Origin of the sequence: Roseovarius aestuarii (assembly GCF_019966515.1) — a bacterium.
In the GTDB taxonomy this organism is placed as follows: Bacteria; Pseudomonadota; Alphaproteobacteria; order Rhodobacterales; family Rhodobacteraceae; genus Roseovarius; species Roseovarius aestuarii.
This window is the reverse complement of the sequence record NZ_JAIMIB010000006.1, coordinates 146,681-159,191: the sequence shown is the minus strand read 5'-3', so window position 1 is coordinate 159,191 and position 12,511 is coordinate 146,681. Positions and strand designations below refer to the sequence as shown.

Genomic DNA, 12,511 nt, shown 5'->3' with positions numbered 1-12,511 from the left:
CTTAGAGAATGAGTTTCTTCTCGTTGGGTTCCAGGTTGTCGTAGTTCCAGAGCATCTTGCCCGCGACGACCTTGGTGAAATGATCAACGCCCTTGTCCGGCATCATCCCGTATTGCTTCAGCTTGCGCGTCAGCCAGGCCTTGTCGAGATCGGTCAGTTCCGCCTCGACCGCGTCGACACCGTAGGACTTGGTTTCGCCACCGACGAAGATCGTGCCGTCATACATACTGTCGCCCAGGTTCTTGCCCGCGTTGCCACAGATGATCATCCGGCCCCGCTGCATCATGAAACCGGTCAGCGCGCCAACGTCACCGCCGACGATGATCGTGCCACCCTTCTGGTCGATACCCGTCCGCGAGCCCACCGAGCCCCGGCATACGAGGTCACCACCGCGCATCGCCGCGCCGAAGGTGGAACCTGCGTTCTTTTCGACCAGCACGGTGCCCGACATCATGTTCTCGCCGCAGGACCAGCCAACGCGACCCGTGATGCGCACATTCGGCCCGTCGATCAGGCCGACGCCGAAATAACCGGTCGAACCTTCGATGATCAGATTGAGCTTCGAGAGGATACCCACACCAAGCGAGTGCTTGCCGCGCGGGTTCTGAAGCACGATTGTGCCATAGCCCTCGGCCATCTTGGCACGGATCGCCTGGTTGACCTCGGTATTGGTCATGTCGTCGGTGTCGATTTCGGTACGCTTGTTGAAATCAACCTTCGGGGCCCAGGGGTATTCGAACCGTTCTTCGGCATCGGGGTCGAACTCTACGTAGAGAGATTTACCCGTCAGCTGTTCGGTGCGCATGCCCAGAGCGGTGACCCGCTCTTCCTGGGTCATCTTCTTGAGTTCTGCGTCGCTTACGCTTGCCATACCCGGACCTCCTCGTCGTAGGGATCAGTTGTGTCGATTTCTTGTGGCAGGATCGCGCGGATCGCCACCTCTTCCGAGGCCATGGCGATCAGGTCGTCCGATTCGTAAAGAACCAGCGGCTTGGCAGCCATCGTGTCCTTGGCCATACCAAGCTGATCCTTGGTGGCGACCAGATAGGTAAACACGCCGTCGATCTCTTGGATGGACTGGCGCAGGCTGTCTTCGAGCGACACACCGTTGGCCAGGTTATGCGCGGTGTAGACCGCCAGCAGTTCGCTGTCGCAGTTCGACATGAACCGGTGGCCCTTGCGCTCCATCTCGCGGCGCATGATCCAATAGTTGGTGATCTGGCCGTTATGAACGACGCTCACATCGTTATAGGGGAACGCCCAGTAGGGGTGCGCCGATTTGATGTCTACGTCGGATTCGGTCGCCATCCGGGTGTGGCCGATGCCGTGGGTGCCCTGAAAATCGTTCAGGCCATATGCCTCGGCGACCACAGCAGCGTCACCCAGATCCTTGATCAGCTCGAGCCCGTTGCCCATGCTCAGAATCTCGACGCCTTCGGTTTCTTCGATATGGCTTGCCATTTCGCCGGTGTCGCCCGAATGGGTCAGCACGTAGCGCAGGGAATACTCGCGCGGGGCTTCCTTGGTCTTGATCTTGGCGCCATGCTCGGCGAGGATCGTTTCGACCTCGGTGATCCGGTCGGCAATGACCCGATGGATGCCGCGGCCGCGGTCCATATCCTCGGCTTCAGCCACTTTGAGGCGCATCACGTAGTCGCCTTCGACCGGCTCGCCGTAAACCGCGTAGCCGGTGCTGTCCGGTCCCCGGTGCTTGAGGGCCTGCAACATCGCGGTCATTTCCGACCCGACATTGGCGCTTTTGCCCTTGTGTATCAATCCAGCAATTCCACACATCTGGATACGCCTCCTTATAAGTTGGCTAGTTCAAGTTCAGAAGAAGCGGCGGCAGGTTCAGGGCACCTGCCGCCAGTGTTTGGAATGACTCAGGGAAGACATTCCATATACGTGTCGTTGTCCCAATCGGTGACGGTCGCCATGAAGCGGGCGTATTCGTCGTATTTGTACTCGTGGAACAGACGGTACATTTCACCTGGCAGTCCGCGCTGGACGACTTCACTATTTTCAAGGAAATCAAGCGCTTCTCCCAGTGACATCGGCAGTTTCTTGACCTGTTTGCCGGCCTTGATCGCCTCGTAGATGTTACGCTCTTCGGGCTGGCCCGGATCAAGCTTGTTATCGATACCGTCATCCATGGCAGCAAGTAGACAAGAGCCCATCAGATAGGGGTTCACCATGGAGTCGACTGAGCGGTATTCGAACCGTCCGGGGGCCGAGACGCGCAGGCCGGTGGTGCGGTTCTGGAAGCCCCAATCCGCAAAGATCGGCGCCCAGAAACCGGTATCCCAGAGGCGGCGGTAGGAGTTCACCGTGGACGAACCGATGGCGGTCAGCGCCTGCAGATGGTGGACCACGCCGCCGATCGCCTCAAGCCCCTCTTTACCGGGCATTTGCGGATCGTCGTCGTCCGGCATGAAGGTGTTTTCACCGCCTTTGACGTACATGTAGTTCTCGGCCATGCCCGGCAGATCATCCGGATTGTTGCCGCATTTCACGAACTCATCCTCGCCACCGCGCCAGAGGCTCATGTTGTGGTGACAGCCCGAGGCCGACACGCCCATGAATGGCTTGGTCATGAAGCAGGCAAAAATGCCCTCTTCCCGCGCGACCTGCGCACAGATCTGGCGATAGGTTGTCAGACGGTCGGCATTGCGCAGCACGTCGTCGAACATCCAGTTCAGTTCCAGCTGACCGGGCGCATCCTCGTGGTCGCCCTGGATCATATCAAGGCCCATCTGACGGGCGTATTTGATCACTTTCATCGACACCGGACGCAGCGATTCAAACTGGTCGATGTGATAGCAGTAGGGCTTGGAATAACCATCCTTCGGCTTGCCGTTCTCGTCGAATTTCAGCCACATCATTTCCGGCTCGGTACCGATCCGCAGCGAACGGCCATGCTTGGCTTTGAAGTCTTCATGCATACGGCGCAGGTTGCCGCGACCATCCGAGGTCAGAAACCCACCCGGGTTTTCCTTTTCCTCGCGGTTGCGGAAAAGCGTGCAGTAGAAGCGGCCGATTTCCGGCGCCCAGGGCAGCTGCATGAAAGTTTCGGGCTCGGGGATACCGATCAGTTCGGCGGCTTCGGGGCCGTAGCCCAGATAGTTGCCGGCGCGGTCTGTGAACAGGTTCACCGTGGCGCCATAGACCAGCTGGAAACCCTTCTTGGCGATGCTTTCCCAATGGTCGGCGGGAATGCCCTTGCCCATGATCTTGCCGGTCACGGACACGAATTGCAGATAGAGATATTCAATGCCCTTTGCATCGATCATCTCACGAACCTGTTTGATCTTCTCGTCACGGCCCGGGGCTTCGACGAACTTTTCGAGATCTGTAGCCACTGTTTTAGTCTCCCTGAATGTGTTGCCTCTGCGATGCTGGCGCGCCGCTTCGGCCGGTTGGTTCAGCCCGTTGCATCCGGACCGTTATGGACCGGCTGCAAACCACCAAAGGCGGACCGGTCACGTTGAATTGGTTTAGGTTTGATTTGCCGATTGGTCGGCGTTGCGTTCAGATTGGCCGAGCGCGCACGGTGGTCAAAAACCTGTACGGAAAAGACCCGCGATGCCGCCGCATGATCGGTCGATGACGCGCCAAGCTTCCATGCAAGAGGCCCACGGTGTATACCCATATCAGTGATCACGAAATCAACTTGATCCGTAAGTGTCATCTGATTGGCTCCCTGGGGTCTGGTTGGGTGGCTTGATGTGCAAATCGAGGCGGTACAGCAGTTGTTAACGAAATCTTTCCCCTTACCTACCCAAAAGTCAACCACTTTTGGTCCAAATATTATCTCAACGCCTGAATTATTCCATTTTTGGTTCACTTTTGGTATATATACGGATGTTAGCGCATGACAGGCGAGGCTGATCAGAGATTGGGCGCTGCCGATATTGCCGCGCTGCTAAGGCGCGAGATTTCCAAGGGAATTCTGCAACTTCATGACAGATTACCACCCGAACGCGTGCTGGCAGACACGTATGGCACCGCCCGGGGAACCGTCAGAAAGGCGCTCAACCTGCTTGAAAGCGAGGGGTATGTCGAAACCCGCGCAGGCAGCGGTACATATGTGGTTCACATGCCAACCGATTCGTCTTCGGACGCGATTGATAACGCCACACCGCTGGAATTGATGGACACGCGATTCGCGCTTGAGCCGCATATCTGCCGGCTGGCGGTGCTGCATGGACGCCGCGCCGATTTCGACAAGATGGAGGCGCTGTGCACGCGGATGGAAACCCTTGCCGATGATCCCGTGTCCTTCTCCGAGGTCGACACCGAGTTTCACCGCGCCCTGACCAGCTCCACCCGCAACGGATTGCTGATCTGGATCATCGACCAGATCGCCCATGTCCGCAGCCAGGATGACTGGACCCGGATGCGCCACCTGACACTGGATGCGCGTACGATCAACCAGTACAACGCCCAGCACCGGCAGATCCTGAACGCCATCCGCACTCGCGAACCCGAGCGCGCAGCGAACATCATGAAAGAACATCTGGAAACCGCGCGGCTGTCCTTGACCCGCGCCGCCGAGACCTAGCCGGCCTTCGCCGTCATCTGCAGCCAGTTCATGTAAAGCCGTTCGGCCATGTCGTTGAACGTGTCCATGCGTTTGGCGCATGCAGCATCGAAGCTTTCAACCGCGCCCTTGCCCATCGCCTTTTCCAGCGCCCCGGCATATACAGGGATATCGGCCCAGTTGCGCACGGTGTCGGCCTCAAGCTCGATATGAAACTGCATCGACACGGCGCGGGTGCCCCATTTCATCGCCTGCACCGGACAGGCCGGTGAGGTGGCCAGACATTGCGCGCCGGCGGGCATCTGTTTGACCTCTGCAGAGTGCCATTGCAGCGTCTCGAACTTCTCGGGCAACCCATCAAAGAGAACGCCTGTGGCACCCGCCTCTGTCAGCTGCACCTCCATGACGCCGATCTCTGGCGTGTCGGACGGCCCGACGCTGCCACCCAGGGCTTCGGCCAGTAACTGATGGCCCAGGCAGAGGCCAAGAAAGGGCAGGCCCTTTTCTTCTACCGCCTTGCGAATGAAAGCTTTTTCATCTTTCAGCCAGGGGTGCGCGTCCTCCTGCCAGACATCCATCGGCCCGCCCATAACCCAAAGCGCATCATAGCCCCCAAGCTCCGGCAAAGCCTCACCCTGATCCAGTTCAACCGCGTCCCAGGTATGCCCGTCCTCCTTCAGGAAGCTGCGGAAAATACCGGGGTGCTCGACGCTTTCATGTTGCAAAACCAGTATGTGCATGGGGCCCTCCAATTTTGGCCGACCCTAAGCCGCAATCGACGCGCGGTGCAAGTATCCTAGCGGTTGGCCGAGGGTGGCTGCCCGTAATGCTGGGTGTAAGCGCGTGAGAAATGAGAAGAGTTGGCGAAGCCCGTCGCCAGCGCGATTTCAGTCAGCGACAGCGGCGAATGTCGTAGCAAACTCTGGGCTTTATCAAGCCGCAGCTCGCGGTAATACCCCATGGTCGACCGCCCCAGTTTTTCCCGGAAAAGCCGGTTCAGCTGCCGCGGCGAAATGCCCGCCGCCCCGGCCAGATCATCCAGCGGGATCGGCTCGGCCACGTGACTTTCCATTGCGTCCACGGCATCGAGAATCGCCGCGTTGGTCGAGCCCACCCGCTCGACCAACCCCCCCCGCTGCGGCCCGATCGAGGGGCGAATTTCAGTGTGCATGAACCAGTCGCTGACCAGCCGGGCGAAGGGCGCGCCGTGGTGTCGGGCAATCAGCGCATGCATCAGGTCAAGGGGTGCGGTACCGCCCGCGCAGGTCACCCTGTCGCGGTCGATCACATAAAGCGAGCGTTCGATCATCAGATGCGGCGAGATTTCGGCCAGTGCCTCGGCATGTTCCCAATGCACGGTCATGCGCCGCCCGTTCATCAGCCCCGCCCGCGCCAGCACAAGCGGTCCGCCCGACACCCCGCCAAGCCGTGTCCCCGACCGCGCCAAGCGCAAGAGCCAGGGGAAAATCGGGCGCTCGTTATAGTGCGCCGGGTTGCCCCCTGCGACGATGAACAGATAATCCAGCTTCAGATCATCATGGATGGTGGCCTGCGGCATGACCACCGCCGCGCCCGAGCTGGGCACCGGGTCTTGCGAGATGCCGATATTCACCACGTCATAAAGCGTGCGCCTGCCCAGCAAATTGGCCGCGCGCATCGGTTCCACTGTCGAGGAATAGGACAGCAAAGCGAATCCTTTCAGCGCCAGCACGCCGATCCGACGTTTTTCCGCCAATGTACCAATCGTGTCCATTTTGGAAATGTAACCGTCTATTTCAGAGAAGTCGATTCGCTTTTAAAGCGCGATGCTTCGGAAATAGGGATTCTCGGGGACGTCCATCCATGCGTTATTCAGCTTTCAAGATACTTACTCAGGGCTTGACCGGCAATAAGGGCTGGAAACCGGTCTGGCGCGAACCAGACCCGAAACCGGAATATGATATCGTCATCATCGGCGCGGGAGGTCATGGGCTGGCAACGGCCTATTATCTGGCCAAGGAATTCGGCATCACCAACGTGGCGGTCGTCGAAAAGGGCTGGCTGGGATCGGGCAATATCGGGCGCAACACCACGATCATCCGATCGAATTACATGCTGCCAGGCAATGAACCGTTCTATGAATTCAGCATGAAGCTGTGGGAAAATCTTGAACAGGATTTCAACTATAATGCGATGATCTCGCAGCGGTCGATCCTGAACCTGATCCATTCCGATGCGCAGCGCGATGCCTTCATCCGGCGTGGCAACGCGATGTTCCTGGCGGGCGCGGATGCGGAATATGCCAGCGCTGAGCAGCTTCGTCAGGAATTGCCGTTTCTCGATTTCGACAATGCGCGCTTCCCGATCAAGGGCGGGCTTTACCAGCGGCGCGGCGGCACCGTGCGCCACGACGCGGTCGCCTGGGGCTATGCGCGCGGCGCCGACAGTCGCGGCGTCGATATCATCCAGAATTGCGAAGTCACCGGCTTTGACATTGAGAACGGTACCTGCCGCGGGGTCGAGACGACCCGCGGCCCAATCCGCGCCAAGAAGGTCGCGGTCTGCGTGGCTGGCTCTTCGGGGCGGGTCATGGCCAAGGCGGGCATGCGCCTGCCGATTGAAAGCCACGTGTTGCAGGCTTTCGTGACCGAGGGTCTGAAACCCGTCATCCCCGGCGTCATCACTTTTGGCGCGGGACACTTTTATGTCAGCCAGTCCGACAAGGGCGGGCTGGTCTTTGGCGGCGATATCGACGGCTACAACACCTATGCCCAGCGCGGCAACCTGCCGGTGGTCGAGGACGTGGCCGAAGGCGGCATGGCGATCATGCCAATCATCGGACGCGCGCGGCTGTTGCGGTCGTGGGGCGGCATCATGGACATGTCGATGGACGGATCGCCCTTCATCGACAAGACCGACATTGGCGGGCTCTATTTCAACGGCGGCTGGTGCTATGGCGGCTTCAAGGCGACGCCCGCCAGCGGCTGGTGCTATGCGCATCTGCTGGCCAAGGATACGCCGCACCCGGTCGCAACCGAGATGCGTCTGGACCGGTTCAAACGCGGCCATATCATCGACGAAAAAGGTCAGGGCAACCAGCCCAACCTGCATTGATCGGAGGGACAGGACATGATCATCAACCATCCGCTGCTTGGCCCCCGCGACGCCGCCGAGTTCATCTATCTGGGCGATGCAAGCCTGATCGACAGGCCCGATTGGCAGGACGAAGGCGCCGACGAAAAATTCTATGAATACGGGTATTTGCGCGACAATCCCGCCGGTGAACACCAGGAGCTCTGGTATCACGAACAGGGGGATCGCTCGTGGCTGGTGGTAACGCGCAACACGCTGACGCATGAGATTTCGAAGGTTGAACTGGCCCGCGACGTGGCCCGTGCGCGGGGGCGCAGCAAATGACACAAGTGAACCGATTGACAGGCGGCCAGGTCGACCGCTCGCAGGTGCTGAACTTCACCTTCAACGGCAAGGCGATGCAGGGCCATCCCGGCGACACGCTGGCCTCGGCGCTGCTGGCAAACGGACAGCGTCTGGTGGGGCGGTCGTTCAAGTATCACCGTCCGCGCGGCATTCTGACCAGCGGGTCGGAAGAACCGAACGCGCTGGTGCAATTGCGCAGCGGCGCACATCAGGAGCCGAACACCCGCGCCACGGTGGCCGAGCTGTTCGACGGGCTGAGCGCCACCAGCCAGAACCATCGCGGGTCGCTCGAACATGACCTGATGGCGGTGACCGATCTGATGTCACCGTTCCTGAGCGCGGGGTTCTACTACAAGACATTCATGTGGCCCAAGGCGTTCTGGGAAAAGCTGTATGAACCGGCAATCCGCAAATCCGCCGGTCTGGGCCGCTTGTCGATGCAGGACGACCCCGACAGCTATGACAAAGGCTTTTTGCATTGCGACCTGCTGGTCATCGGTGCGGGCCCCGCGGGCCTGAGCGCGGCACTGGCCGCCGGACGCAGCGGCGCGCGCGTCATTCTGGCGGATGAGGATTTCGCCCCCGGCGGACGCCTGAATGCCGAAACGCTGGAGGTTGACGGGATGAGCGGCGCAGACTGGGCCGCCGCGGCAATCGCCGAGCTAAACGCCATGGACAACGTGCGCCTGATGACCCGCACGACCGTTTACGGCGCCTATGATCACGGCATCTATGGCGCGCTGGAGCGCTGCACCGATCACCTGCCCACCTCCGCCGGCAAGCCCCGACAAGTGCTGTGGCGGATCTATTCGAAACGGGCGGTGCTGGCGGCAGGCTCTACCGAACGCCCGATTGCCTTTGGCAACAACGACCGTCCCGGCATCATGCTGGCAGGAGCTGTGCGCACTTACGTGAACCGTTATGGTGTGACGCCCGGCCAGCAGGTTGCGGTCTTCACCAATAACGATGACGGCTGGCGCACTGCCGCCGATCTGGCGGCCAAGGGCATCGCGGTCACCAATATCATCGACACCCGCGACGCGCCCGCGGTCTGCGAAGTGCCCGGCGCGCGGCATATCCGCGATGCGGCGGTGATGGACACTGTCGGCCGCAAGGGTCTGAAAGCGGTCACACTGACCAGCGGTCAGGTGATCCCCACTGATTGTCTGGCGGTTTCGGGCGGGTGGAACCCGAATGTGCATCTGACCTGCCACCAGCGTGGTCGCCCGACCTGGCGCGAGGATATCAACGCCTTTGTCCCCGGCGGCGATCTGCCCCCCGGCATGGCCGTGGCCGGTGCAGCCAATGGGTCACTCACCCTTGCCGCCGCACTGTCCGAAGGCCGGAACGTGGCCAATGCGCAGATCAAGGAGCTGGGCTTTACCCCATCCCGCAAACCCGCCCCCAAGGCCGAGGACGAACCCAGCAACGGCATGGCGATCTGGCACATTCCGGAAAGCACGAAACGCGCCTGGGTCGATCAGCAGAACGATGTGACCGTCAAGGATATCAAGCAAAGCTACCGCGAAGGCTTCCGCTCGGTCGAGCATCTGAAACGTTACACCACGCTGGGCATGGCCACCGATCAGGGCAAGACCGCCAACATCCCCGCGCTGGCGATCATGGCCAACTGTACCGGCAAATCGCTGCAAGATACCGGCACGACCATCTTCCGCCCGCCTTATACGCCGATTCCAATGGGTGCGCTGGCGGGTCGGGCGCGGGGCCAGGATTTCCGCCCCTTCCGCCTGACGCCAAGCCACGACTGGGCCTCGAAAAACGGCGCCACCTTTGTCGAGGTGGGCAATTGGCTGCGAGCGCAGTGGTTTGCCCGCCCGGGCGAGCAGGGCTGGCGCGACAGCGTTGACCGCGAAGCGCTGATGACCCGTGGCTCGGTCGGCATCTGCGACGTGACCACGCTGGGCAAGATCGACATCCAAGGCAAGGACGCCGCCGATTTTCTCAACGTCGTCTACGCCAACGCCTTTGGCAAACTGCCCGTCGGCAAGGTCCGGTATGGCCTGATGCTACGCGAGGATGGCATCTGTTATGATGATGGCACCACCGCGCGGATGAGCGAGAACCATTTCGTGATGACCACCACTACCGCCAACGCGGTTCTGGTGTTCCGCCGGATGGAATTTGTCCGCCAGTGCCTGTGCCCGGATATGGATGTGCACCTGATTTCGACCACCGATGGCTGGGCACAGTTTGCCGTGGCCGGTCCCAACGCGCGCAACCTCCTGCGCAAGGTGGTGGACGAGGCGCATGACCTCTCGAACGAGGGGTTCCCGTTCATGGCCTGTGGTGAGGTCACCGTCTGCGGCGGCACGCCCGCGCGGCTATTCCGGATCTCGTTCTCGGGTGAGCTGGCCTATGAGGTCGCCGTGCCAGCGCGCTATGGCAATTCGATGATCGAGGCGCTGATGAAGGCGGGCGAGGAATACAATGCGGTGCCGTATGGCACCGAGGCGCTTGGCGTCATGCGGATCGAAAAGGGCCACGCGGCGGGTAATGAGCTAAACGGCCAAACCACCGCGCTGAACCTTGGACTTAATGGCATGGTATCTTCCAAGAAGGACTGCATCGGCAAGACGCTTGCCGCGCGCCCCGAGATGAACCGCGATGATGCGATCCGCCTGGTCGGCTTCCGGCCCGTGGACCGCAGCGTCAAGCTGATTGCCGGATCGCATTTCATCACCAAGGGTGACGATGCGACCATGGCCAACGATCAGGGCTGGATGACCTCGGTGGCGTATTCGCCGTCGTTGGGCCACTCTATCGGCCTGGGCTTCATCAAACGCGGCCACGAGCGCAAGGGCGAGATCGTCCGCGCCGTCAGCCCGATCCACGAGACTGAAATGGAGGTCGAAATCGTTTCGGCCCACTTCATTGATCCCGAAGGAGAACGACTCCGTGCTTGATTTCAAACTCGTCTCCGCGCCGCCGCTGGCGGGCTATGATCAAAGCTTTGAGGGCGTTACCCTCAGGGCGCCCGCAGATCTGGCCATCGTGTCGCTGGCCCTGCCGCTCGGGGGCGAAGCCGCCGCCGAAAAATCCGTGAAAACCGCCTATGGCGCGGCCCTGCCTGGTATCGGCAAATCGGCGCTTTCCAAGGATGGCAGCGCGCGGCTGGTCCGCCTGTCGCCGGATGCGGCCTTCGTGATCTTCACCCATGCGACGCCCGATGCCGAACCGCATGTTGCGAAGAAAATCAAGGGCGCGGCCTATACCACCGATCAGACCGACGTGTGGACCGGGCTAGAGATTGCCGGGCCCCGCGCCCGCACCGCGCTGGAACGCATCTGCCCCATCGACCTGCACCCCGACAGTTTCGATGTCGGTGACGCCGCCCGCACCACGATGGAACATCTGGGCACGCTGATCATCCGCACCGACGAGGATACCTTCCTGCTGATGTCGGGCAGTTCGTCGGCCAAATCATTCCTGCATGCGGTCGAAACCTCGATCCAGAACACGGCCTGACCGCTTGAACCCCATCCACCCGACGCCGAAGAAGGAAATTCGCGATGTATCTTGAAACACTGGAACCCACCCGATCGCCCGTGCCTTCCATGATGCATTGCCGGCGTAGCCTGTCCGGGGATTTCGTCTTTCTGTCGCAGAACGAAACCGTGTCGTTCGCGGCCGAAGCCTGTATCGACGTGTTGCGATCGGCCAACCGGCTGACCGGTCAGGACGGCTATAGCTGGACGCATCACACGGGCGAGGAATGCCTTGAGGATGGCCCGATCTGTGGACCGGATCAGACGCTGGTGCTGGTGGGCGGCGTCGAAAACCCCTGGCAACCCTCGCCCGAGTATCTGCACGATCTGCGCGCCTGCATCCGCAACGCGGCACGGATCTGCGTCGTTGGGGCCGCCATTTTCGTGCCATTGGCCGCGGGCGTGCTGGGCACCAAGCAGTTATCCGTGCATCCGAATTTCCGACCCGGCGTGCGCGAAACTGGCCGCATGCTGGAACTGACCGAAGGCGCAACATGTCATCACAAGGCGCTGTCCAGTGCCGTCAGCCCCACTGCCGCGATCCGCATGATGGTCGAGTTGGTGGGTGCGCGTGACGGCGAATTTACCCGCGCGACATTGGCGAAATACCTTGGGCTCAGCGATCCCGACGAAGATGCAGGCATGGCCGAACACTGGCGCTATAAACGAATGGCCCAGGGCAATCTGGTCATCAGCGAAGCGCTGAAAATCATGCAGGATCATCTGGAGGATACGCTGAACGTGGGTCAGATTGCCGATATCCTGGATGTCTCGCCCCGCAAACTGGAACGCGGGTTTCGTGATTTGCTGCACCAGACACCGCTGAAGGTATACCGCGACCTGCGGCTGGACCGGGCACGCAGCCTGCTGGCGCAAACGTCACTGCCGCTGAACGAGGTGTCGGTCGCCTGCGGGTTCTCGAACGTGACGCTGATGAAGAAATGGTTCATCGAGAAATACGGCGAACTGCCCGGACAGGTCCGCCAGCATGCGTTTGGGGGCGTCCTGCGCACGTGATTTGACCGCGCTTTCTCGTCTTGCGATGCTG

Annotated in this window: 12 protein-coding genes; 6 read left to right on the top strand and 6 right to left on the bottom strand. The window is 60.7% G+C overall.

Going from position 1 to position 12,511, the window contains the following annotated elements; all coding sequences use genetic code 11:
* Position 1: 1 nt before the first annotated feature.
* The 4 genes from LC334_RS09980 to LC334_RS09965 form a co-directional block, all read right to left on the bottom strand.
* Positions 2–871 carry a GltB/FmdC/FwdC-like GXGXG domain-containing protein gene (locus LC334_RS09980; RefSeq protein ID WP_085800275.1) on the bottom strand — a complete coding sequence of 290 codons (870 nt, stop codon included), beginning with the start codon at positions 869–871 and terminating at the stop codon, positions 2–4.
* On the bottom strand, positions 859–1,794 hold the full coding sequence (locus tag LC334_RS09975) for a class II glutamine amidotransferase domain-containing protein (protein ID WP_085800276.1): 936 nt from the start codon (positions 1,792–1,794) through the stop codon (positions 859–861). The genes LC334_RS09980 and LC334_RS09975 overlap by 13 nt, the downstream gene beginning before the upstream one ends.
* Before the next feature lie 89 nt (positions 1,795–1,883).
* The gene (locus LC334_RS09970; protein WP_085800277.1) at positions 1,884–3,359 is read right to left on the bottom strand and encodes a glutamine synthetase family protein; all 1,476 of its coding nucleotides are present in this window, start codon (positions 3,357–3,359) and stop codon (positions 1,884–1,886) included.
* Between the two features lie 62 nt (positions 3,360–3,421).
* Positions 3,422–3,688 carry a hypothetical protein gene (locus tag LC334_RS09965; RefSeq protein ID WP_085800278.1) on the bottom strand — a complete coding sequence of 89 codons (267 nt, stop codon included), beginning with the start codon at positions 3,686–3,688 and terminating at the stop codon, positions 3,422–3,424.
* Between the two features lie 183 nt (positions 3,689–3,871).
* Between LC334_RS09965 and LC334_RS09960 the strand changes: the two genes are divergently transcribed.
* On the top strand, positions 3,872–4,561 hold the full coding sequence (locus LC334_RS09960; protein ID WP_085800279.1) for a FadR/GntR family transcriptional regulator: 690 nt from the start codon (positions 3,872–3,874) through the stop codon (positions 4,559–4,561).
* Here the strand turns inward: LC334_RS09960 and LC334_RS09955 are convergent.
* Together LC334_RS09955 and LC334_RS09950 are read right to left on the bottom strand one after the other, a co-directional pair.
* Positions 4,558–5,280, bottom strand: a complete 723-nt coding sequence (locus LC334_RS09955) for a type 1 glutamine amidotransferase (protein ID WP_085800280.1) — start codon at positions 5,278–5,280, stop codon at positions 4,558–4,560. The two genes, LC334_RS09960 and LC334_RS09955, sit on opposite strands and share 4 nt — an antisense overlap.
* A 56-nt stretch (positions 5,281–5,336) precedes the next feature.
* On the bottom strand, positions 5,337–6,293 hold the full coding sequence (locus tag LC334_RS09950) for a GlxA family transcriptional regulator (RefSeq protein WP_223412939.1): 957 nt from the start codon (positions 6,291–6,293) through the stop codon (positions 5,337–5,339).
* A gap of 89 nt (positions 6,294–6,382) precedes the next feature.
* On the opposite strand from LC334_RS09950, the gene LC334_RS09945 reads away from it, so the two are divergent.
* The 5 genes from LC334_RS09945 to LC334_RS09925 are packed head-to-tail and all read left to right on the top strand — an operon-like array spanning position 6,383 to position 12,480.
* Positions 6,383–7,633: a sarcosine oxidase subunit beta family protein gene (locus LC334_RS09945; RefSeq protein ID WP_085800282.1), complete on the top strand. Its 1,251-nt coding sequence runs from the start codon at positions 6,383–6,385 to the stop codon at positions 7,631–7,633.
* 15 nt (positions 7,634–7,648) lie between these two features.
* Positions 7,649–7,936, top strand: a complete 288-nt coding sequence (locus tag LC334_RS09940) for a sarcosine oxidase subunit delta (protein WP_085800283.1) — start codon at positions 7,649–7,651, stop codon at positions 7,934–7,936.
* A complete protein-coding gene (locus LC334_RS09935; RefSeq protein WP_085800284.1) occupies positions 7,933–10,881 on the top strand; it encodes a sarcosine oxidase subunit alpha family protein in 2,949 nt (982 codons plus the stop codon). The genes LC334_RS09940 and LC334_RS09935 overlap by 4 nt, the downstream gene beginning before the upstream one ends.
* Complete coding sequence (locus tag LC334_RS09930; protein ID WP_085800285.1) at positions 10,874–11,443, top strand: sarcosine oxidase subunit gamma; 570 nt, start codon at positions 10,874–10,876, stop codon at positions 11,441–11,443. The genes LC334_RS09935 and LC334_RS09930 overlap by 8 nt, the downstream gene beginning before the upstream one ends.
* A 44-nt stretch (positions 11,444–11,487) precedes the next feature.
* The gene (locus LC334_RS09925; protein WP_085800286.1) at positions 11,488–12,480 is read left to right on the top strand and encodes a helix-turn-helix domain-containing protein; all 993 of its coding nucleotides are present in this window, start codon (positions 11,488–11,490) and stop codon (positions 12,478–12,480) included.
* Positions 12,481–12,511: the final 31 nt, after the last annotated feature.